This window comes from Cellulomonas fimi (assembly GCF_012952065.1).
GTDB lineage: Bacteria > Actinomycetota > Actinomycetes > Actinomycetales > Cellulomonadaceae > Pengzhenrongella > Pengzhenrongella fimi_A.
On record NZ_JABCJJ010000007.1, the window covers coordinates 48366 to 70355 of the forward strand.

Annotated in this window: 17 protein-coding genes; 14 read left to right on the plus strand and 3 right to left on the minus strand. The window is 72.7% G+C overall.

Annotation, left to right across the window (positions count from 1 at the left end; genetic code table 11):
- The first annotated feature begins 124 nt into the window (after positions 1-124).
- The 11 genes from HIR71_RS06465 to HIR71_RS06515 all read left to right on the plus strand — a co-directional run bounded on the left by HIR71_RS06465 (position 125) and on the right by HIR71_RS06515 (position 16560).
- Positions 125-1660 carry an ABC transporter permease gene (locus tag HIR71_RS06465; RefSeq protein ID WP_169324240.1) on the plus strand — a complete coding sequence of 512 codons (1536 nt, stop codon included), beginning with the start codon at positions 125-127 and terminating at the stop codon, positions 1658-1660.
- Entirely contained in the window at positions 1657-4398 is a 2742-nt protein-coding gene (locus tag HIR71_RS06470) for an ABC transporter ATP-binding protein/permease (protein WP_169324241.1), read from the plus strand. The genes HIR71_RS06465 and HIR71_RS06470 overlap by 4 nt, the downstream gene beginning before the upstream one ends.
- Before the next feature lie 224 nt (positions 4399-4622).
- Positions 4623-6248: a peptide ABC transporter substrate-binding protein gene (locus HIR71_RS06475; RefSeq protein ID WP_249051634.1), complete on the plus strand. Its 1626-nt coding sequence runs from the start codon at positions 4623-4625 to the stop codon at positions 6246-6248.
- A 143-nt stretch (positions 6249-6391) separates the two neighbouring features.
- A complete protein-coding gene (locus HIR71_RS06480; protein ID WP_169324243.1) occupies positions 6392-7318 on the plus strand; it encodes an ABC transporter permease in 927 nt (308 codons plus the stop codon).
- Positions 7311-8264 (plus strand): ABC transporter permease, encoded by a 954-nt coding sequence (locus HIR71_RS06485; protein WP_169324244.1) that lies wholly within the window; start codon positions 7311-7313, stop codon positions 8262-8264. Before HIR71_RS06480 ends, HIR71_RS06485 begins: the two co-directional genes overlap by 8 nt.
- Positions 8261-10012 (plus strand): ABC transporter ATP-binding protein, encoded by a 1752-nt coding sequence (locus HIR71_RS06490; protein ID WP_169324245.1) that lies wholly within the window; start codon positions 8261-8263, stop codon positions 10010-10012. Before HIR71_RS06485 ends, HIR71_RS06490 begins: the two co-directional genes overlap by 4 nt.
- Positions 10013-10162: 150 nt before the next feature.
- Positions 10163-12076, plus strand: coding sequence for a translational GTPase TypA (typA, locus tag HIR71_RS06495; RefSeq protein WP_169324246.1), 1914 nt, complete (start codon positions 10163-10165; stop codon positions 12074-12076).
- A 13-nt stretch (positions 12077-12089) separates the two neighbouring features.
- Positions 12090-13142, plus strand: coding sequence for a PIG-L family deacetylase (locus HIR71_RS06500; protein ID WP_169324247.1), 1053 nt, complete (start codon positions 12090-12092; stop codon positions 13140-13142).
- 5 nt (positions 13143-13147) lie between these two features.
- Positions 13148-13564: a DUF6113 family protein gene (locus HIR71_RS06505; RefSeq protein ID WP_169324248.1), complete on the plus strand. Its 417-nt coding sequence runs from the start codon at positions 13148-13150 to the stop codon at positions 13562-13564.
- Positions 13561-14070 carry a flavin reductase family protein gene (locus HIR71_RS06510; RefSeq protein WP_169324249.1) on the plus strand — a complete coding sequence of 170 codons (510 nt, stop codon included), beginning with the start codon at positions 13561-13563 and terminating at the stop codon, positions 14068-14070. The genes HIR71_RS06505 and HIR71_RS06510 overlap by 4 nt, the downstream gene beginning before the upstream one ends.
- A 90-nt stretch (positions 14071-14160) precedes the next feature.
- A complete protein-coding gene (locus tag HIR71_RS06515) occupies positions 14161-16560 on the plus strand; it encodes a VanW family protein (protein WP_169324250.1) in 2400 nt (799 codons plus the stop codon).
- 20 nt (positions 16561-16580) lie between these two features.
- Here HIR71_RS06515 and HIR71_RS06520 read toward each other — a convergent pair whose 3' ends face one another.
- Positions 16581-16838, minus strand: a complete 258-nt coding sequence (locus HIR71_RS06520; RefSeq protein ID WP_311836139.1) for a hypothetical protein — start codon at positions 16836-16838, stop codon at positions 16581-16583.
- Positions 16839-16933: 95 nt separating this feature from the next.
- On the opposite strand from HIR71_RS06520, the gene fdxA reads away from it, so the two are divergent.
- The 3 genes from fdxA (at position 16934) to HIR71_RS06535 (ending at position 19935) form a co-directional block, all read left to right on the plus strand.
- Positions 16934-17260, plus strand: a complete 327-nt coding sequence (gene fdxA / locus HIR71_RS06525; RefSeq protein WP_169324251.1) for a ferredoxin — start codon at positions 16934-16936, stop codon at positions 17258-17260.
- 31 nt (positions 17261-17291) lie between these two features.
- Positions 17292-18416, plus strand: a complete 1125-nt coding sequence (dapC, locus tag HIR71_RS06530) for a succinyldiaminopimelate transaminase (RefSeq protein ID WP_169324252.1) — start codon at positions 17292-17294, stop codon at positions 18414-18416.
- 220 nt (positions 18417-18636) lie between these two features.
- Positions 18637-19935, plus strand: a complete 1299-nt coding sequence (locus HIR71_RS06535) for a citrate synthase (protein WP_169324253.1) — start codon at positions 18637-18639, stop codon at positions 19933-19935.
- An 87-nt stretch (positions 19936-20022) separates the two neighbouring features.
- On the opposite strand, the gene HIR71_RS06540 is transcribed toward HIR71_RS06535, so the two are convergent.
- Both HIR71_RS06540 and dapD read right to left on the minus strand, forming a co-directional pair.
- Positions 20023-20895, minus strand: coding sequence for a hypothetical protein (locus HIR71_RS06540; protein WP_169324339.1), 873 nt, complete (start codon positions 20893-20895; stop codon positions 20023-20025).
- 41 nt (positions 20896-20936) lie between these two features.
- Positions 20937-21956: a 2,3,4,5-tetrahydropyridine-2,6-dicarboxylate N-succinyltransferase gene (gene dapD, locus HIR71_RS06545; RefSeq protein WP_169324254.1), complete on the minus strand. Its 1020-nt coding sequence runs from the start codon at positions 21954-21956 to the stop codon at positions 20937-20939.
- Positions 21957-21990 lie beyond the last annotated feature (34 nt).

A 21990-nucleotide genomic window follows, 5' to 3' on the forward strand; every position in this document is an offset into this window, starting at 1 on the left:
CGGGCCCCCGGGTGACGGGCGCGCGGTAGCCTCACGGCGGGCACGCCGTCCGCGTCCGCGACGTCGAGCGGCCGTCCACCGGCCGTCCACCGGCCGTCCACCGTCCGCACCGAGTGGGAGACGCATGCCCGTCGTCGTCCGTCGCCTTCTCGTCTCCCTCCTGGTCGTCCTGGCGTCGACCGCGCTGATGTACGGGCTCGTGGCGCTCTCCGGCAACCCGCTGCAGGACCTGCTGGAGTACAGCGGCCCCGACCGGGACGCGCGGATCGCGGCCCGCACGGCGGCCCTCGACCTGGACGAGCCGGTGCCAGTGCGGTACGCGCTGTGGCTGCAGGACGTCGGGCGGTGCGTCGTGCCAGGCGGGGGCGACTGCACGCTCGGGCTCGACCGGCAGAGCCGACCGGTCCTGCCGCAGCTCGGGTCCGCGCTCGGCTCGACGCTGCGCCTCGTGGCGGCCGCGACGGCCGGCGCGATGGTCGTCGGCGTGGTGGCGGGGGTGGTCTCGGCGCTCCGGCAGTACGGCGCCTTCGACCACGCGGCGACCCTCGTCGCGTTCGTGTGCTTCTCGCTGCCCGTGTTCTGGGTGTCCACGCTGCTCAAGCAGTACGTCGCGATCGACCTCAACACATGGCTCGGGGACCCTTCGCTGGCCTACGGGACGATCGTGGCGATCGGGCTCGCCGCGGGTGCAGGGTGGGCGCTCCTGGTCGGTGGCAGCGCCCGACGGCGCGCGCTCGTGCTGGTGGTCGCAGCGGCGGCGACCTCGAGCACGCTGCTCGCGCTGATCATCTCGGGCTGGTTCCGCCGGCCGTCGCTCGGCGTGCTCGGGGTGGCGGTGTCCGCGGTCGTCGCGGCCCTCCTGTGGAGCGCGCTGCTCGTCGGGCTCCGGCGCCGGGCGCGTCCCGTGCTGCGCGGGGCGATCGGGTCCGCCGTCGTCGGCGCGGCCGTCGTCGCCGTCGCCCAGTCCCGGCTCGCGGACGCGACGTGGCTGACGCTCGGGCTCGTCGCGGTCCTGGTCGTGGCCCTCGCGGCGCTCACCGGCTGGGCCCTCGGGGGGCACGCGCGACGGGCCGCGGCCCAGGTCGCCGCGCTGACCGGTGGCACGGTCGTGGTGCTGATGGTGGTCGACCAGCTGCTGCGCGCGTACCCCGCGCTCTACCACGCGACGGACGGCCGACCCGTCTCGACCACCGGCTCGCGCACGCCGAACCTCGACGGGACCTTCTGGGAGACGAACCTCGACCTCGCGCTGCACCTCGTGCTGCCCACGATCGCCGTCATGCTCGTCTCGGTGGCGACCTACACCCGCTTCACCCGGTCCGGCATGCTCGAGACCCTCGCGCAGGACCATGTGCGGACCGCGCGGGCGGGCGGGCTCGACGAGCGCGACGTCGTCGTCGGTCACGCGCTGCGCAACGCGCTGGTCCCGCTGGTCACGCTGGTCGCCTTCGACCTCGCGGGCATCCTCGGCGGGGCGGTCGTCGTCGAGACCGTGTTCGGGTGGAACGGGCTGGGCCGGCTCTTCGCGACCGGCCTCGCCAACGTCGACCCCAACCCCGTCATGGCGTTCTTCCTCGTCGCCGCCGTCGCCACGGTGACGTGCAACCTCCTCGCCGACCTGGCCTACGCGCGCCTCGACCCGCGGATCCGGCTGCGATGACCGTCCCGCCGCTGGTCACCGCGTCGTCCGTGACCGTCCCGGTCGCCGGCCGCAGCTCGTGGCGCGACGTCGGCGGCAGGCTCGTGCGGCACGGCCCGGCGGCCGTCGGGCTCGTCGTGCTGGGGCTCGTCGTGGTCCTCGCCGTCACCTCGATCGGTGCGGGGCCCCTGCCCGGGTGGTGGAAGCAGGACTACCGCGCCCCGCTGCCCCTGCACGACGGCGGCGTCCCGACGCTGTCGCTGTGGCCGCCGCGGCTCGGCGAGCACCCTTTCGGGCAGGACAACATCGGCCGGGACTACTTCGCCCTCACGATGCGCGGGGCCCAGCAGTCGTTGGTCATCGCGCTGCTGGTCGGGGTCGTCGGCACGGCGGTGGGCACGGTGGTCGGGGCCGTCGCCGGCTACTACCGCGGGTGGGTCGACGCGGTCCTCATGCGACTGACCGACGTCGTCATGACGATCCCGCTGCTCGCCGTCGGCGCGGTCGTCGCTGTGGCGGCGCGCGGCGCCGGGACCTGGGGTCTGGGGCTCTTCCTCGGGCTCGTGACCTGGGCGGGCCTCGCGCGGATGGTCCGCAGCGAGGTGCTCTCGCTGCGGACCCGCGACTTCGTCGACGCCGCGGTCCTCGCGGGCGCCTCGGGCCGGCGCGTGATCGGGCGCCACCTGCTCCCGCACGCGACCGGCGTCGTGATCGTCGCGGCGACGCTCTCGGTCTCCTCCGCGATCCTGCTCGAGTCGGCGCTGAGCTTCCTCGGCTTCGGCGTCCAGAGCCCTGACACGTCGCTCGGGCAGCTGATCAACACCTACCGCTCCGCGATGACGGTCCGGCCCTGGCTCTTCTGGTGGCCGGGCCTGCTCATCGTCGTGATCGCGCTCGCGGTGACGTACGTGGGGGACGGGCTGCGTGACGCGCTCGACCCCCGTCGCGCGACGGCCGGGTCGGCGCACTGGTGGCCGCGCTGGTGGACGGACGGCGCGGCGTCGGCGACGCCCGGGAGCCGACGGCCCCCGGCGGGCCGGGGGACGCCCGACGACGACCCCGACCCGAGCGCCGTCCTGGCGGTCCGCGGGCTCGACATCAGGCTGCCGTCGGCCCACGGGGAGGTCCACGCCGTGCGCGACGTCGACCTCACCGTGGCCCGCGGCGAGGTGCTCGCGCTCGTCGGGGAGTCCGGCGCGGGCAAGTCGATGACGGGGGCTGCTCTGCTCGGGCTCCTGCCGGCCGGCGCGCGGGCGACGGGGTCGATCCGCCTGCTCGGGCGCGAGCTGGTCGGTGCGTCCGAGCGCGTGCTGCGCGGCATGCGGGGACGCGAGGTCGCCCTGGTCCCGCAGGAGCCGACGACGGCGCTCGACCCGGTGCGGACCGTCGGCTCCCAGGTGGTCGAGGTCCTGCTGAGGCACCGTGACCTCAGCCCCCGGCAGGCGCGCGAACGGACGATCGAGCTCCTCGGGGTCGTCGGCCTGGACGAGCCCGGGCGCTGGGTCGACCGCCACCCGCACGAGCTGTCCGGGGGACAACGGCAGCGCGTGCTCATCGCACGCGCCATCGCGTGCGACCCGGCGCTGGTGGTCGCGGACGAGCCCACGTCGGCGCTCGACGTCACGACGCAGGCCGAGATCCTCGACGTCCTGCGCTCGTTGCCGGCGCGCGTGGGCTCGGCGGTGGTGCTCATCACGCACGACATGGGCGTCGTCGCCGACCTCGCGGACCGGGTGGTGGTGCTGCGGCAGGGCGCCGTCGCGGAGGCCGGGACCGTACGTGCGGTCCTCATGGCACCGCGGACGGCCTACGCCCGCGAGCTCGTGGCCGCGGTGCCGCGGCTCGGGACCCGGCCCGCGAGCGAGCCGGCGCCCACCACCGAGCCGCGAACCCCCGCCGAGCCGCGAACCCCCGCCGAGCCGGCACCCGACCTCGCGGGGCCGCCCGTGCTCGAGCTCCGCGACCTAGTGGTGGAACACGCCGGGCGCGCGGGCGCGGCACCGTCCCGCGCGGTGGACGGCATCTCGCTGCGCATCCTGCCGGGCCAGGTGCTGGGGCTCGTCGGGGAGTCCGGCTCGGGCAAGACCACGGTCGCACGCGCCGTCCTGGGCCTGACCCCCGTCGCGCGTGGGGGCGTGCTCGTCGACGGGACCGACGTGACCGGGCTGCCGCGGTCGGCGCGGCGGGCCTGGCGGCGCCGCTGCGGTTTCGTGCCCCAGGACCCGGTGTCCTCGCTGGACCCCCGCATGTCGGTGGCGGAGACGGTGGCCGAGCCGCTCGTGGTCGGTGGCGCCGGCGGGGCGGGCCTGGCCCGGCGGGTCGAGTCGCTGCTCGACCAGGTCGGGCTGCCACGCTCCGTGGGGTACCAGTACCCGCACGCGCTCTCGGGGGGCGAGCGGCAGCGGGTCGCGATCGCCCGTGCGCTCGCGCTCGAGCCGGACCTCCTGGTCGCCGACGAGCCGACGAGCGCGCTCGACGTGACCGTGCAGGCGCGCGTGCTCGACCTCCTGGCGGATCTCCAGCGAGAGCTCGGGTTCACCTGCCTGTTCATCAGCCACGACCTCGCCGTGGTGGACTCCGTGGCCGACGAGGTCACGGTCCTGCGGGCCGGGCGCGTCGTCGAGAGCGGCCCGCGCGAACAGGTGCTCGGACGACCGCGGAGCCCGCACACGCGACGCCTGCTCACCGCAGCCCCCGTCCCCGACCCCGACGAGCAGCGAGCACGACGCGAGGGACGGGCGCGGGCGGTCGGCCCCTAGGACCTGCGGCTCGACTCCTCGCCGAGCGAGGTGTCTCAGATGGTGATATGTACCGACCAGTATCAATCGTGTAACGATCCGACATCGAACCGGCGCGCGGCTAGGACCTCGCCGGAGCGTCTGTAATCTGAACCAATCCCATGGCGGTACGTGGGTGTTCGTGCGGGCCCGGACCGGGCCGCCCGAGGCGGGGGCTCCAGCCGCCACCCCTTTCAGGAGGAACATTGAAGATCAGGCGCATCGCCGGCTTCGCTGCTTCGCTCACCGTCGGCGCGCTCGTGCTGACGGCCTGCAGCAGCACGCCAGGCGACACCGAGACCACCCAGGGCAGCGCGGGGGGCCCGTCGACCGGGATCGTCACCGCGAACAGCAGCGAGCCCCAGAACCCGCTCATCCCGACGAACACGAACGAGACCGGGGGCGGGAAGATCCTCGACCTGATCTTCGCCGGCCTGGTCAACTACGACGCCCAGGGCAACCCGCAGAACGAGGTGGCAGAGTCCATCGAGTCCGAGGACTCGCAGAACTACACCATCACGCTCAAGGACGGCTGGACGTTCACCGACGGCACGGACGTCACCGCGAGCAGCTTCGTGGACGCGTGGAACTACGGCGCCCTGCTGAGCAACGACCAGCTCTCGAGCTACTTCTTCGAGGACATCGAGGGCTTCTCGTGGGACGAGGACTCCGAGCTCACGGGCCTCGAGGTGGTGGACGACAAGACCTTCACGGTCGCGCTCAAGCAGCCCGCCGCCGACTTCCCGCTGCGCCTCGGTTACTCGGCGTACTTCCCGCTGCCCGAGGTCGCGTTCGAGGACATCGAGGCGTTCGGGGAGAACCCGATCGGGAACGGCCCGTACATGCTCGACGGCGAGGGCGCCTGGCAGCACAACATCGGCATCGACCTCGTGCCCAACCCGGACTACCAGGGCGACCGCACCGCGCAGAACGGTGGCGTCTCGCTGAAGTTCTACGAGACGCAGGACGCGGCCTACAACGACCTGCTGGCCGACCAGCTCGACGTCCTCGACGCTGTCCCGGACAGCGCGTTCGGGACCTTCGAGGATGAACTGGGCGACCGCGCGGTCAACCAGCCGGCGGCGATCTTCCAGTCGTTCACCATCCCGATGACGCTCGAGCGCTTCTCGGGCGAGGAGGGCACGTTGCGCCGCCAGGCGATCTCGATGGCGATCAACCGACAGGAGATCACGGACGCGATCTTCCAGGGCACGCGTACCCCGGCCAAGGACTTCACGTCCCCCGTCATCGCGGGCTGGTCCGAGGACGTCTCGGGCTCCGAGGTGCTCGCGTACAACCCGGACGAGGCGAAGAGGCTCTGGGCCGAGGCCGACGCCATGGCGCCGTTCACGGGCACCTTCACCATCGGCTACAACACCGACGGTGGGCACCAGGCGTGGGTCGACGCCGTGACGAACAGCATCAAGAACACGCTGGGGATCCAGGCGGAGGGCAAGCCGTACCCGACCTTCCAGGCACTCCGCGACGACGTCACGAACCGCACGATCACCGGGGCCTTCCGTACGGGCTGGCAGGCAGACTACCCGGGCCTGTACAACTTCCTCGGTCCGCTCTACGGCACAAACGCGGGCTCCAACGACGGCGACTACTCCAACCCGGAGTTCGATGACCTGATCAAGCAGGGCTCTGCCGCCCAGTCGATCGAGGAGGCCAACACGTTCTACCAGCAGGCGCAGGAGGTCCTGTTCCAGGACCTGCCGGCGATCCCGCTGTGGTACTCCAACGTGACCGGTGGCTCCGCCACGACGGTCGACAACGTGGAGTTCGGCTGGAACAGCGTGCCGCTGTACTACCAGGTCACGAAGAGCTGACCTGAGACCCTGACCGGGGGTGGGGGCCTGCGGGTCCCCACCCCCAGCCATGTCCGCAAGTCGAACCGATGCTGGACGCGGTCTAGAGTCACGCCGTCGGGTGAGAACTCCGGCGGACTCACGCACAACGAGGAGGAGACCTGATGGCCTGGTACGTCGGGCGCAGGCTCTTGCAGATGGTTCCCGTGTTCCTGGGAGCCACCCTGCTCATCTACGCCATGGTCTTCGCTCTGCCTGGTGATCCGATCCAGGCCCTCGGTGGCGACCGGGGCCTCAACGAGGCGGTCGCCGCGCAGCTTCGCGCGGAGTACAACCTGGACAAGCCGTTCTTCGTCCAGTACCTGCTGTACCTGAAGGGGATCCTCACCCTGGACTTCGGCACGACGTTCTCGGGCCGTGAGGTCATCGACGTCATGGGTGAGGTCTTCCCGGTGACGTTCCAGCTCTCCATCATGGCCCTCACGTTCGAGGCCGTGCTCGGCATCACGGTCGGCCTCATCGCGGGCCTGCGCAAGGGGAAGCTCTTCGACGCGACCGCGCTCCTCGTGAGCCTCGTCGTCATCGCCGTGCCGATCTTCGTGATCGGCTTCGTCCTGCAGTTCGTCGTCGGTGTGAAGCTCCAGTGGTTGCCGGTCACCGTGGGCGGTGATGTGACCTTCCGGACGCTCCTGATGCCGGCGATCGTGCTGGGTGCGGTCTCTTTCGCGTACGTGCTGCGGCTCACCCGGACCTCCGTCGCGGAGAACCTGACCGCCGACTTCGTACGGACCGCGACCGCCAAGGGCCTGTCGCGGAGCCGCGTCGTGAACGTGCACGTACTGCGCAACTCGCTCATCCCTGTGGTCACCTACCTCGGTGCCGACCTCGGTGCCCTGATGGCCGGCGCCATCGTGACGGAGGGCATCTTTAACATTCCGGGCGTCGGTAACACCCTGTACCGCGCGATCCAGCAGGGCCAGGCGCCCACCGTGGTGTCGCTCGTCACCGTGCTCGTCGTCGTCTACATCGTGGCGAACCTCTTCGTCGACATGCTGTACGCGCTCTTGGACCCGAGGATTCGTTATGCCTGACGCCGTCTCGACACGCAAGCACCAGGAGCACTTCTTCGCGGCGCTCGACGACACGCCGCTCGCCGCAGTCGACACGGTCGACGAGGAGGCGGCACCCGCCAGCCTGTGGGCCGACGCCTGGCGGAGCCTGCGCCGTCGTCCGCTCTTCTGGATCTCCGCTGCCCTGATCCTCCTCGTCGTCACCGTCGCAGCGTTCCCGAGCCTGTTCACGTCGGTCGAGCCGCGCTTCTGCGAGCTGAGGAACAGCCTCGGCGAGCCATCCGCCGGCCATCCGTTCGGCTTCGATCGGCAGGGCTGCGACATCTACGCCCGCACGGTCTACGGTGCGCGTGCGTCCGTGGCGGTCGGCGTGCTGACCACGCTCGCGGTCGTCCTCATCGGCGCCGTCGTCGGCGCGATCGCCGGCTTCTACGGCGGATGGTTCGACTCGGTGCTGTCGCGCATCACCGACATCTTCTTCGCGATCCCGCTCGTGCTCGCCGCGATCGTCGTGATGCAGATGTTCCGCGACAACAAGACCATCACCACCGTCGTCCTCGTGCTCGGTGTCTTCGGCTGGCCGCAGATCGCCCGCATCACCCGTGGCGCGGTGATGAGTGTCAAGAACGCCGACTTCATCACGGCAGCCAAGGCACTCGGCGCTTCTCGCGTCATGACGCTGATACGGCACGTGATGCCGAATGCCGCTGCCCCGATCATCGTGACGGCCACGGTGTCGCTGGGGATCTTCATCGTGGCCGAGGCGACACTGTCGTTCCTGGGCATCGGTCTGCCGCCCCAGATCACCTCGTGGGGCGCCGACATCGCGAAGGCGCAGGTCTCGCTCCGCAGCCAGCCCTCCATCCTCTTCTACCCCGCCGGGGCGCTCGCGCTGACGGTGCTCAGCTTCATCATGATGGGCGACGCCGTGCGCGACGCCCTCGACCCGAAGGCGCGCAAGCGATGACCCAGACCTCGAGCACGGCGACCGGCGCCCCGCTACGCCCGAACGGCGACACGCCGCTGCTCCAGATCCGTGACCTCGAGGTCTCGTTCTCGACCTCCACCGGCCTGGTGCCCGCGGTGCGCGGGGCGGACCTGACCATCTATCCGGGCCAGACGGTCGCGATCGTCGGCGAGTCGGGCTCGGGCAAGTCGACGACAGCGCACGCGATCATCGACCTGCTCCCGGGGACCGGGAAGGTCACGGGCGGCTCGATCATGTTCGACGGCACCGAGATCACGTCGGCCGACAAGAAGACGATCGTCGGGCTGCGCGGCAGTCAGATCGGCCTCGTGCCCCAGGACCCGATGTCGAACCTGAACCCTGTGTGGAAGATCGGGTTCCAGGTGAAGGAGGCGCTCAAGGCGAACAACGTCGCCTCGGGCGCGGCCGCCAACGCCCGGGTCGCGGAGCTCCTCGCCGAGGCAGGGCTCCCTGACGCCGAGCGGCGGGCCAAGCAGTACCCGCACGAGTTCTCGGGCGGGATGCGTCAGCGCGCGCTCATCGCGATCGGGCTCGCCGCACGGCCCAAGCTGCTCATCGCCGACGAGCCGACGTCGGCGCTCGACGTCACGGTCCAGCGACAGATCCTCGACCACCTCCAGGGCCTCACCGAGGAGCTCGGCACGGCCGTGCTGTTCATCACGCACGACCTGGGCCTCGCCGCCGAGCGTGCCGAGCACCTGGTGGTCATGTACCGCGGCAAGGTCGTCGAGTCGGGTCCGGCGCGGCAGATCCTCGCGGCACCGCGCCACCCCTACACGCAGCGGCTGGTGGCCTCGGCGCCGTCGCTCGCGTCGCGCCGCATCCAGAGCGCCAAGGAGCGCGGCGTCGAGTCGAGCGAGCTGCTCGCGACGACGCACGGCGACGGCGTCAGCGCCAAGCGGGACGACGTCGTCGTCGTCGAGAACCTGACCAAGGTCTTCAAGCTCCGCGGCAGCCGGCCGGGGGCCTCGACCGCGTTCAAGGCCGTCGACGACGTGTCGTTCTCGATCAAGCGCGGGACGACGATGGCGCTCGTCGGGGAGTCGGGCTCGGGCAAGTCGACGGTCGCGAACGTCATCCTCAACCTGCTCGAGCCGACCGAGGGCACGATCTACTTCGACGGCGTGGACCTCGGCACGCTCGACAAGCGGAAGCTGTTCGAGTTCCGTCGCCGCGTGCAGCCCATCTTCCAGAACCCCTACGGCTCGCTCGACCCGATGTACTCGATCTTCCGCACGATCGAGGAGCCGCTGCGCACGCACCGGATCGGCGACAAGAAGTCGCGCGAGGCACGGGTCCGCGAGCTGCTGGACATGGTCGCGCTGCCGCAGTCGACCATGCGGCGCTACCCGAACGAGCTCTCGGGCGGCCAGCGGCAGCGCATCGCGATCGCCCGGGCGCTCGCGCTCGAGCCCGAGGTGATCGTCTGCGACGAGGCCGTCTCGGCCCTCGACGTGCTGGTCCAGGCGCAGATCCTCACGCTGCTCAACGACCTGCAGGCCGAGCTCGGGCTGAGCTACCTGTTCATCACGCACGACCTCGCCGTCGTCCGCCAGATCGCCGACCAGGTGTGCGTCATGAAGAGCGGCAAGGTCGTCGAGGCGTCCACCACGGACGAGGTGTTCGACAACCCCCGCGAGCCGTACACGCGAGAGCTGCTCGCGGCCATCCCGGGCGCCGACCTCGACGTCGTCCCCGCCGGGCCCGAGGAGGGCCTGACGGCCTGACGACGCTCGTCGCCCGCACGACGACCGGCCCCCGCAGCGTCCAGCCGCGGGGGCCGTTCCCGTGCCCGGCTCGGGTCGGGCTCGACATGCCGTTAAGATGAAGGTCGCGCCCCACGACGGCGCGCCCCCCATCTCCGAAATGAGTTCTTCATGTCTGTGCGCTCCGACCTGCGCAACGTCGCCATCGTCGCCCACGTCGACCACGGCAAGACGACTCTCGTCGACGCGATGCTCAAGCAGTCCGGCGCGTTCGCCGCGCACGACGCCCACGCCGACGAGCGCTCGATGGACTCGGGCGACCTCGAGCGCGAGAAGGGGATCACGATCCTCGCGAAGAACACCGCGGTCCGGTACCACGGGCCGGCGGCGACTGCCGCGGGCGAGCCCGACGGCGTGACGATCAACGTCATCGACACGCCCGGGCACGCCGACTTCGGCGGTGAGGTCGAGCGCGGCCTGTCGATGGTCGACGGCGTCGTGCTGCTGGTCGACGCGAGCGAGGGCCCGCTGCCGCAGACCCGGTTCGTGCTCCGCAAGGCGCTCGAGGCCAAGCTGCCGGTCGTGCTCCTCGTCAACAAGGTGGACCGGCCCGACTCGCGGATCGCCGAGGTGGTCTCCGAGGCGACCGACCTGCTGCTCGGGCTCGCCAGCGACCTGCACGAGGACGTGCCGGACCTCGACCTCGACGCGATCCTCGACGTCCCGGTGGTCTACGCGTCCGCGAAGGCGGGTCGCGCGTCGCTGACCCAGCCGGCCGACGGCCGGCTGCCGGACAGCGAGAACCTCGAGCCGCTGTTCGCGACGATCCTGGAGAAGATCCCGGCCCCCACGTACGACGCCGACGCCCCGCTGCAGGCGCACGTCACCAACCTCGACGCCTCGCCGTTCCTCGGCCGCCTCGCGCTCCTGCGCGTCTTCAACGGCACGATCCGCAAGGGCCAGACGGTCGCGTGGGCGCGGTCGGACGGCTCGCTCCAGAACGTCCGCATCACGGAGCTGCTCGAGACCAAGGCGCTCGACCGCGTGCCCACCGAGTCCGCGGGCCCGGGCGACATCGTCGCCGTGGCCGGCATCGCCGAGATCACCATCGGCGAGACCCTCACCGACCCCGACGACCCGCGCCCGCTGCCGCCCATCACGGTCGACGAGCCCGCGATCTCCATGACGATCGGGATCAACACGTCCCCGCTCGCGGGCAAGGGCGGCAAGGGCCACAAGGTCACCGCCCGGCAGGTCAAGGACCGGCTCGACAAGGAGCTCATCGGCAACGTCTCGCTCCGCGTGCTCCCGACCGAGCGCCCGGACGCGTGGGAGGTCCAGGGCCGCGGCGAGCTGGCCCTGGCGATCCTCGTCGAGCAGATGCGTCGTGAGGGCTTCGAGCTCACCGTCGGCAAGCCGCAGGTCGTCACCAAGGTGATCGACGGCAAGGTGCACGAGCCGATGGAGCGCATGACGATCGACGTGCCCGAGGAGTACCTCGGCAACGTGACCCAGCTCCTCGCTGCGCGCAAGGGCCGCATGGAGACCATGGCCAACCACGGCACCGGCTGGGTCCGCATGGAGTTCAAGATCCCGTCGCGCGGCCTCATCGGCTTCCGGACGCAGTTCCTCACGGACACGCGCGGCACCGGGATCGCGGCGTCGATCGCGGAGGGCTACGAGCCGTGGGCCGGCCCGATCGAGACCCGCGTCAACGGCTCGCTCGTGGCCGACCGTGCCGGCGTCGTGACGCCGTTCGCCATGATCAACCTCCAGGAGCGCGGCTCCTTCTTCGTCGACCCGACGCAGGAGGTCTACGAGGGCATGATCGTCGGCGAGAACTCCCGCAACGAGGACATGGACGTCAACATCACCAAGGAGAAGAAGCTCACGAACATGCGCGCTGCCAGCAGCGACACGTTCGAGAACCTGACGCCTCCGCGGCACCTCACGCTCGAGGAGTCGCTCGAGTTCGCCCGCGAGGACGAGTGCGTCGAGGTGACCCCCGAGAAGGTCCGCATCCGCAAGGTGATCCTCGACCAGTCGGACCGCGCCCGCGCCACCGCCCGGGCCAAGCGCGCCTGACGCCGCGTCCTCGGTGTCCTCCGGCCTCCTGGCGGTTCACGCGCACCCGGACGACGAGACCCTCGCGACCGGTGCCCTCCTCGCGACCTGGGCGGCCGCCGGCCTGCCGGTGACGGTCGTGACATGCACGCGGGGTGAGCTCGGCGAGGTCATCGGCGTCGAGCTCGCGCACCTGGAGGGGGACGGGCCCGCGCTGGCCGCCCGTCGTGAGGGAGAGCTCGCGGCGGCCCTGCGGGCCCTCGGCGTCGCGGACCACGTGTTCCTGGACGCGGTGCCCACGCGGACGTCCCGTGGTCAGGTCGGCGCCGCCGCCGGGAAATTCTCGGACTCGGGCATGGCCTGGGCGACGCCCGGCCGCGCCGGCCGGCTCGACGACCTGCCCGACGGCGCCTTCGTGGGCGTCCCGCTCGACGACGCCGCCGGCCGGCTCGCGCAGGTCGTCCGCGAGCGCCGACCCGCCGTCGTCGTGACCTACGAGCCGGGCGGCGGGTACGGGCACCCCGACCACGTGCGCGCGCACGAGGTGACGACCCGCGCCGTCGAGCTGGCCGCCGACCCGTCCGTGGTGCTCGGCGGGCTCACGCCGCACGAGCCCGCCGAGGTGCTCTGGGCCGCGGTCGCCGCCGAGGACCTGCGCTCCGGCCGAGTGGGGCTGCCCGCGCTCGCGCCGGTCGCCGCCGAGCTGGCGGCCCACCGGGAGCTCACCGTCCCGCGCCCGGAAGGGCCGTTGCCGTCGGTGGCCGTGCCGCGCAGCGCGATCGATCTCGTCGTCGACGTCACCGCGGTGCTGGACCGGGTGGTCGGGGCGCTCCAGGCGCACGCGACGCAGGTCCGCTCGGTGGTGGTCGATGACGCCCGCGCCGCGACGGTGCGCGCGGGGGGTGGTGAGGATGCCGGGGGAGCGGCCGTCGTCGTCGGCTGCTACGCCCTGAGCAACGACGAGCTGGCGCCCCTGCTGTCGAGCGAGGCGTACCGACGCGCACCCGCTTCTCGCGCACCAGCGTCTCGCGCACCCCGCGCCGGCCCGCGTGTGGTCTGGCCCGGCGGGGTGCGCCCGGTACCCTGACCGGCATGGTGACGCGCATGCCCGGGCTGCTCGCTCGGTGCGCCGCCTCCCTCGTGCTCGGCGTGCTCGTCGGTGCCGTCGGGACGGTCATGCAGCGCGCGCTCCCGCCCGTCGGGGTCGCCCTGTGCCTCGCCCTCGTGGTCGCGTCGTGCGCCGTCGCGCGCGCGTGGGCGGGGCTCCTCGGCGTCGCGGCCTACGGCGTCGCGTGGGTCGTCGTCGTGCAGGTCCTGTCGCTCACCGGCCCGGGTGGCGACGTGCTCATCCCCGCCGGGCAGGCGGTCGGGTACGCGTGGATCGTCGGCGGCATGCTCATGGTCGCGGTGGCCGCGTTCCTGCCAGCCCGTTGGTTCCGCGACGAGCGCACCCTCCCGCTCGATACCGCCCCGCTCGACCCACGTCCGGGCGCGGGCCCGACGGCGTGACCCCCGACCCGACGCCCGCCCTCGCGGACCCCGACGACTTCCGGGCCGCGATCGCTCGGCTCGCCGCCGGCGTCACCGTGGTCGCGGTCGAGTGGCGCGGCGTCCAGCACGCGATGACGGCGAGCGCGGTGGCCTCGGTGTCGCTCGACCCCCCGCTGCTGCTCTTCTGCGTCCACGAGGACTCCCGGTTCCGTGAGGCGCTGGACCACGTGGACCGGTGGGCGCTCACCGTGCTGTCCGACACCGCCGCACCGGCCGCCGACTGGCTCGCGTCCCCCGGCCGCCCCGCGGTGGGTCAGCTCGGGCGGGTGCGGCACACGCTCGGGCCGCTCACGGGCGCCGCGCTGGTCGACGACGCCGCCGCGTGGTTCGAGTGCCGGACGTCGACGATCCACCGCGCCGGGGACCATGACATCGTCGTCGGCGAGGTGCTGTCCGCCCGCCAGGGCGAACCCGGGCGGGGCGGGCTCGTTCACCTGCGTGGCCGAATCCGGCCGGTTCGCTGAGCGCGCCCGCGGGAGCCGCGGGTGCTGCACCGTACAATCACCCGCGCGGGGGACCCCGCAGCGTGTCGGCAGCGGTGGAGAGATTCGCAGATGGTGGAGAAGACCGAGCACGACGGCGACGTGCTCGACGACGCCCTCGTGCCCGTGGACGCGGCGCTGCCCGCGGACGGCCCCACGACCCAGGGCCAGAACGGCCACGACGCAGACGCCGGAACGGGTCATCGGGGCGCGGACGGAGCCGCCGAGCCCCCGGTGGACGAGGCGTCGGCTGACGAGACGGTGGCCGACGAGAGCACGGACGACGAAGGCGCCGCGGACGGTGCCGCAGCCGAGACGACAGCAGGCGAGCCCGAGCCCGAGCCCGAGCCCGTGGCAGAGCAGCAGGCAGCAGCTGACGACGCTGCGCGACCTGCGGACGAGCCGCGCCACGACGGCGCGCCGGCCCCGAGCAGCGACCTCGCGGGGGACGCCGCTCCCAGCAGCCGCCCCGCTGACGACGACGCGGCCACTTCGCCCGCTGCCCGATCGCACGACCACACGACCGAGGTCATGCCTCCGGTTCGGCACGACGACGTCCCGGCCCGCCGCGACGACCTCCCGACGCCACCCCCGCCGGCCGAGCCCGCGCCCTCGGCTGCGGCGCCCGCCCCGGGCGTGCCCGTCCGCACCTCGACCGCAGCGGCTGCCCGCACCGCGTCCCTGCCGCCCGTCGCCTCGCGGGACACCGACCCGGACGACGGTCACGACCTGCGGGGCGGGTCGCCGCTCGACGTCTTCGAGGACGACGACCGGCGGCGTCGGTGGCTGCGCCCGCTCCTCACCACCCTGGCGATCGTGGTGGTGCTCGCCGGCGCCTACGTCGGTGCGTCGTGGGCGCTCGCCGACCGTGTCCCGCGCGGTGCGACGGTGGCGGGCGTCGACATCGGCGGGCAGGACGCCGACGCCGCGATCGCGCAGCTCGAGTCGGAGCTGTCCCCCCTCGTGGGCGAGCCGCTCCCGGTGGTCGCGGGCGCCCAGAGCACGGTGATCCGGCCGGAGGACGCCGGGCTCGCCCTCGACGCGGAGGCGACCGTCGACCGGCTCACGGGCTTCGACCTGCAGCCCGGTCGGCTCTGGGGTCAGGTGTTCGGTGTCGCGGAAGCCCCAGCCGTGACGTCGGTCGACGACGAGGCGCTGGACGCAGCCGTCGCCGAGCTCGACAGCAGCCTCGCGACCGCGCCGGTCAACGGCGAGGTCGTCTTCGCCGACGGCGCCCCGCACGGGACACCCGCGGTCGACGGCTCGGAGCTCGACACCGAGGGCGCGGCCGACGTCCTGCGCACCTCGTGGCTCACCGGGTCCCGCCCGCTCGAGCTGCCGACGCGCGTCGTCGAGCCCGACATCACGCAGGAGGAGACCGACCGCGCCCTGAGCGCGGTCGCGCAGCCGCTCGCGCGTGCCCCGATCGCCGTCGCCGTGGCCGACCAGACCGTCGAGCTCCCGGCCGAGGTGGTGACCTCGTTCGCGAGCTTCACCCCGCAGGACTCGGACCTCGTGCTCGAGCTCGACGGGCCGGCGCTCGTCGAGGAGGTCGTCAAGCGCACGACGAACCTCCTCACGCCGTCGGCCGACGCCCGGTTCGAGTTCGTCGACGGCGCCCCGGTCGTCGTGCCCGGAGCCGCAGGCACGACGATCGACCCGGCGGCCCTCGTCGCGGCCGTCGCGGCGGCCGGCACGGGCGACGACCGGACCGCACGCGTCGAGCTCGTGCCGACCGACCCCGTGCAGTCGACCGAGAAGCTCCAGGCCCTCGGCATCACCGAGGTGGTCTCCGAGTTCTCCACCCCGTTGACCAACGAGCCGCTGCGCACCGAGAACCTGCGGATCGGTGCGGCCAAGATCACGGGGGTTCTCGTCGAGCCGGGCGACACGTTCAGCCTGACCGAGTCGCTCGGCCCCGTGACCGCGGCGGCCGGGTTCAGCGAGGGCAACGTCATCGTCAACGGCGAGCACGTGAAGGGCGTGGGCGGCGGGCTCTCCCAGCTGTCGACCACCGTGTTCAACACCGCCTACTTCGCCGGGTTCGAGGACGTCGAGCACACGCCGCACTCCGAGTGGTTCGCCCGCTACCCGGAGGGTCGCGAGGCGACCCTCTACACCGGGTCGATCGACCTCAAGTGGAAGAACACCAGTCCGTACGGCGCCCTGGTCCAGAGCTGGGTCGCGGACGGTCGGCTCTACGTGCGGCTCTGGGGCACCAAGTACTGGACGGTCGAGTCGACCACCAGCGGGCGGTCGAACGTCGTGGCACCCACCACGGTGCGCTCGACCTCGCCGACCTGCGCGCCGCAGAGCGCCGGGAACCCCGGCTTCACCGTGACCGTGACGCGCAAGCTCTTCCTCGGCGGCGAGCTCCAGGACACCTCCAGCCGCACGACGCGGTACAAGCCGCAGAACGCCGTGGTGTGCGACGCGCCGGCGCCGGCGCCGGCGCCGGCCACGCAGGGCTAGCGTCGACGCGGCGGCGCGGGCTAGCGCCGCCGGGGCGCCGCCGGCGGGACGACCTTGCCGAGCGCGATGTCCGCGGCGTCGACGCGGACCGGGCCGCGGCGGGTGGCGACGTCCACGCCGTCGTCGTCGGCCCTGAGCAGCTCGCCCAGCACGTCCGCGTAGCCGCCCTCGGCGAGCCGGCGGCGCACGACGACCCGCACCCCCACCGGCCAGGCCAGCCAGGGGCGGGTGACCGGTCCGCGAGCCGTGCCGGCGGCGTCGCGCGTGGGCGGGGTCACGACGACCGGGTCCGACGGATGGCCTCCACCTGGTGGATACTAGGACGAGCAGCCGACCGAGGTATCCCGTCCCGACGGCTTCAGGAGGACCGACCGTGACGTATGTGATCGCCCAGCCTTGCGTGGACGTCAAGGACAAGGCGTGCATCGAGGAGTGTCCCGTCGACTGCATCTACGAGGGCGAGCGCTCGCTGTACATCCACCCCGACGAGTGCGTCGACTGCGGGGCGTGCGAGCCGGTCTGCCCCGTGGAGGCCATCTACTACGAGGACGACGTCCCGGAGCAGTGGAGCGAGTACTACAAGGCGAACGTCGAGTTCTTCGACGACCTCGGCTCACCCGGGGGGGCGGCCAAGATGGGCATGATCCCCAAGGACCATCCCATCATCGCCACGCTCCCGCTCCAGGTCGTCAGCGAATAGCGGCGGTGCACCGGACGGCGACCGCCGGCTGATGGGCCTGCTGACCGGGGCCCTCCCTGACTTCCCCTGGGACACGCTCACCCCTTACGCCGCCATCGCGCGCGCCCACCCGCGCGGCATCGTGGACCTGTCGGTCGGGACGCCCGTGGACCCGACCCCCGCCGTCGTCCGGGCCGCGCTCGCGGCGGCCGCCGACTCACCGGGCTACCCGACGACGCACGGGACGCCTGCGCTGCGCCAGGCGGTCGTCGACTGGTTCGCGCGGCGGCGCGGCGTCGTGGGCCTCGACCCGGCCGCCGTGCTGCCGACCGTGGGCTCCAAGGAGCTCGTGGCGCTCCTGCCGTCGCTGCTCGGGCTGGGGCCGGGTGACGTCGTCGTGCACCCCGAGACGGCCTACCCGACCTACGACGTCGGGGCGCGCCTCGCCGGGGCCCGGCCGCTGCCCGCGGACGACGTCGCGGCGTGGGTGGGGGCCGACCCGAGCCTGGTCTGGGTCAACTCGCCCGGGAACCCGGACGGCCGGGTCCGCTCGGTCGAGCAGCTGCGCGAGGTGGTCCACGTGGCCCGGGCGCGCGGCGCGGTCGTCGCGTCCGACGAGTGCTACGCCGAGCTCGCGTGGGACGAGCCCTGGGCCGGCTCGGGAGTCCCGAGCGTGCTCGACCCGCGCGTCACCGGGGGCGACGTCGCCGGGCTGCTGGCCGTGTACTCGCTGTCGAAGCAGTCGAACCTGGCGGGGTACCGCGCGGCATTCGTCGCCGGCGACCCGGGGCTCGTGGCGCGGCTCCTCGAGGCGCGCAAGCACATGGGGATGATCGTGCCCGCCCCGGTGCAGGCCGCCATGACCGTGGCGCTGGCCGACGACGCGCACGTCGACTCCCAGCGCGAGCGTTACCGTGCCCGCCGCCGACGGCTCCGGGAGGCGTTGGACGCGGCGGGGCTCGAGGTCGACGGGTCCGAGGCGGGCCTGTACCTCTGGGCGCGACCCGCCGGCCCGCCGCAGGACTGCTGGCGCACGGTGGCCGACCTGGCCGAGCTCGGGATCCTGGTGGCGCCCGGCGCCTTCTACGGCGCCGCCGCGGCGGGGCACGTGCGGATCGCGCTCACGGCACCGGACGAGCGCGTCGCGGAGGGCGCCGCGCGGCTCCTCGGCGCTTGACTGTAGGGTGGCCTCGGTATGACCACGCTTTGATGTGAGCCTTATCACATCGTGACGGGTGGATCGAGACCGTCCCGATTCGTCCCCGCCCGCGCCGCGCGGGTACCGTAACGCCGGGCCGACGACGGCCGTCAGGTCCGACCGACTCCGGTCGCAGCCACACCAGTCGTGCCCGGGCCGCAGGAATCGGCGCAGCCCGGGCGACGCAGGAGGGAACCGCATGTCCGACGCCGTCAAGGCCTCCGCCAAGCTCACCGTCGGGGACTCCGCCCTCGAGCTGCCGCGGATCAACGCCACCGAGGGCAACGACGGCATCGTCGTCTCCTCGCTGCTCAAGGAGACGGGCGTCGTCACGGTGGACCCCGGGTTCATGAACACGGCGTCGTGCGAGTCCGAGATCACCTACATCGACGGTGACGAGGGGATCCTGCGCTACCGCGGCTACCCGATCGAGCAGCTCGCGCAGAGGTCGAGCTTCCTCGAGGTCGCCTACCTGCTGATCCACGGCGAGCTGCCGTCGCCGACCGAGCTCGACGCGTTCGTCGAGCGGGTCAACCGCCACACGCTGGTGCACGAGGACTTCCGGACGTTCATGGGGACGTTCCCGCGGAACGCGCACCCGATGGCGGTGATGTCCTCGGCCGTCAACGCGCTGTCGACCTTCTACCCCGAGTCGCTGGACCCGTTCGACCCCGAGACGGTCGAGCTCGCCACGGTCCTGATCCTCGCGAAGACCCGGACCATCACGTCCTACCTGCACCGCACGGCGGTGGGGGAGCCCCTGCTCTACCCGGACTACTCGCGCGGCTACGTCGAGGACTTCCTCCGCATGACGTTCGCCAAGCCCTACGAGCAGTACGAGTCGGACCCGACGACGGTGGCCGCCCTGGACAAGCTGCTCATCCTGCACGCCGACCACGAGCAGAACTGCTCGACGTCGACCGTCCGGATCGTCGGGTCGAGCCACGCGAACCTGTACGCGTCGGTCGCGGCCGGCATCAACGCGCTCTCGGGCCCCCTGCACGGCGGTGCCAACGAGGCCGTGCTCAAGATGCTCACCGAGATCCAGGCGCAGGGTGGCGACGCGTCCGACTTCATGCGGCGCGTGAAGAACAAGGAGCAGGGCGTCCGCCTCATGGGCTTCGGTCACCGGGTCTACAAGAACTACGACCCGCGCGCCGCCATCGTGAAGAAGAGCGCCGACGCCGTGCTCCAGCAGCTCGGCAAGCACGACCCGCTGCTCGACCTCGCGATGAACCTCGAGGAGATCGCGCTCAGCGACGAGTACTTCATCGAGCGCAAGCTCTACCCGAACGTCGACTTCTACACGGGTCTCATCTACAAGGCGATGGGCTTCTCGGAGCAGATGTTCACGCCGCTCTTCGCGCTCGGCCGGATGCCCGGCTGGATCGCGCAGTGGCGCGAGATGATGAGCGACCCGACCACCAAGATCGGCCGCCCGCGGCAGGTCTACACGGGCGCCGTCGAGCGGGACTACGTGGGCGTCGACGCCCGCTGAGCCACCACCGCAGCGTCCGCACCCCGTCGGGGCATCACCCCCACGAGTGCGGACGCTGCCGTCTTCCCCACCGTGGCGCGAGCCCGGTCAGCCGGGTGCCAGGGTCAGGCGCACGTCGCCCGGTGGGAGGGGGGCGGTGCCCGACGGCGCCCACGCGGCCTCGGCGCGGGTCCACACCTGGTCGGCCGTCGCGACGGCGTCGAGCTCGAGCTCGCCCGCCACGGCGACCGACCACTGTGCCAGCGCCCAGCCCAGCCGCGCGTCGTCGTCGGCGTCGCCGTCGCTGAGCGCGCCCGCCGCGACGACCACGGTGCCGTCCGGGCCGACGCTCGTCGGCACCTCCCCGTAGTCGCGCTGGAGGCGCGCCTGCACGGCGTCGGCCCCGCCGGCGCTCTCGGCCGGGCCGAGCTCGCACGTCAGTGCCGCGGGGGAGTTCCCGGTCAGTGCGGACGCCCACGCGCGCGAGCGCGCCTCGTGCTGGGCGTACGCGTCCGGGAACCCGGAGCGCTGCACGCGCTGCGCGGCGACCGTGATCTCGAGCTCCTCGTACCCCGCCACCTTCACGAGACCGTCGTAGAAGGCGTTGGTCGAGTACACGGGGTCCATGATCTGCTCGACCGTGCCCCAGCCCTGGGACGGACGCTGCTGGAAGAGCCCGACGGAGTCCCGGTCGCCGTAGTCGATGTTGAGGAGCTTGGACTCCTGGAGCGCCGTGGCGATCCCGATCGTGACGGCCCGCGCCGGCAGCCCGCGTCGCTCCGCGGTCCCGGCCAGCAGCGCCGCGTTGCCCGCCTGCGCCGGGCTCAGGAACCAGCTCGTGCCGTCGTTGATCGCGGCACACCGCGCCGTCAGCGTGGACCCGCCCGTGACCCGGTCGAGCGCGACCACGACCCCGACGACCCCGATCACCAGGACCACGAGGAGGGTGACCGAACGGCGCCAGGCGCGGCGTCGACGCAGCCGCGAGGGCGTGCCGGACCTGCTCACCCGCGTCACCGGGCTCAGTGGTGGTGCAGCGCGGCGTTGAGCTGGACCCCGGCACCCGCGCGGGAGAGCGCCTCGACCGCACCGGTCACCGAGTTGCGCCGGAACAGGAGGTTGTCCAGGCCGGACAGGTCGCGCGCCCTGACGGTGCGATCCGCGGCCCTCCCCGCCGGACCCGTGACCCCGTCCGGGTCGGTCGCGTCGAGCACCGTGACACGGGTGCCGCCCGTGACGTAGAGCCCGGCCTCGACCACGCAGTCGTCGCCCAGCGAGATACCGATCCCGGCGTTCGCGCCCAGCAGCGAGCGCCGACCGATCGAGATCACCTCGCGGCCGCCGCCCGAGAGCGTGCCCATGATCGAGGCGCCGCCGCCGATGTCGCTGCCGTCGCCCACGACCACCCCGGCGGAGATGCGTCCCTCGACCATCGAGGCCCCGAGGGTGCCGGCGTTGAAGTTCACGAACCCCTCGTGCATGACCGTCGTGCCGGGGGCCAGGTGGGCGCCGAGCCGCACGCGGTCGGCGTCGGCGACCCGGACGCCTGCGGGGAGCACGTAGTCGACCATCCGTGGGAACTTGTCGACCCCGTGGACGGTCACGGGGGTGCCGGTCCGGGCGCGGAGCCGCAGCCGGGTGGCCTCGAAGTCCTCGACCGCGCACGGCCCGCGGTCGGTCCAGACGACGTTCGCGAGCCGTCCGAAGATCCCGTCGAGGTTCTGGCCGTTCGGGGCGACGAGGCGGTGCGAGAGGAGGTGCAGCCGCAGGTAGGCGTCGGCGGCGTCGGTCGGCGGGGCGTCGAGGTCCACGACGGTGCGCACGACGACGGTCCGCACCCCACGCGCGGGGTCCTCCGTCTCGAGGGCTGTGAGCCGCGCGAGCTCCCCGGCCGTGGCGGCGTCGTCGGCCGGAGGTGCCCCCAGCCGCGGCGCGGGATACCAGACGTCGAGCGTCGCCTGCCCGGTGCCAGATCCGGTCGCTGAGCCGGCCGCGGTGGTCGTGGTGGCCAGGCCGAGTCCCCAGGCGGTGCGCGTGCTCATGGCGTCAACCCTAGACGTGCGGACCGACGGCCCG

Bases quoted from the DNA above. Each gene is read 5' to 3' on its own strand.
- HIR71_RS06465 (WP_169324240.1), top strand. From the start codon at position 125: ATGCCCGTCGTCGTCCGTCGCCTTCTCGTCTCCCTCCTGGTCGTCCTG.
- HIR71_RS06470 (WP_169324241.1), top strand. From the start codon at position 1,657: ATGACCGTCCCGCCGCTGGTCACCGCGTCGTCCGTGACCGTCCCGGTC.
- HIR71_RS06480 (WP_169324243.1), top strand. From the start codon at position 6,392: ATGGCCTGGTACGTCGGGCGCAGGCTCTTGCAGATGGTTCCCGTGTTC.
- HIR71_RS06485 (WP_169324244.1), top strand. From the start codon at position 7,311: ATGCCTGACGCCGTCTCGACACGCAAGCACCAGGAGCACTTCTTCGCG.
- HIR71_RS06490 (WP_169324245.1), top strand. From the start codon at position 8,261: ATGACCCAGACCTCGAGCACGGCGACCGGCGCCCCGCTACGCCCGAAC.
- typA (WP_169324246.1), top strand. From the start codon at position 10,163: ATGTCTGTGCGCTCCGACCTGCGCAACGTCGCCATCGTCGCCCACGTC.
- HIR71_RS06505 (WP_169324248.1), top strand. From the start codon at position 13,148: ATGGTGACGCGCATGCCCGGGCTGCTCGCTCGGTGCGCCGCCTCCCTC.
- HIR71_RS06515 (WP_169324250.1), top strand. From the start codon at position 14,161: ATGGTGGAGAAGACCGAGCACGACGGCGACGTGCTCGACGACGCCCTC.
- dapC (WP_169324252.1), top strand. From the start codon at position 17,292: ATGGGCCTGCTGACCGGGGCCCTCCCTGACTTCCCCTGGGACACGCTC.
- HIR71_RS06535 (WP_169324253.1), top strand. From the start codon at position 18,637: ATGTCCGACGCCGTCAAGGCCTCCGCCAAGCTCACCGTCGGGGACTCC.
- dapD (WP_169324254.1), bottom strand. From the start codon at position 21,956: ATGAGCACGCGCACCGCCTGGGGACTCGGCCTGGCCACCACGACCACC.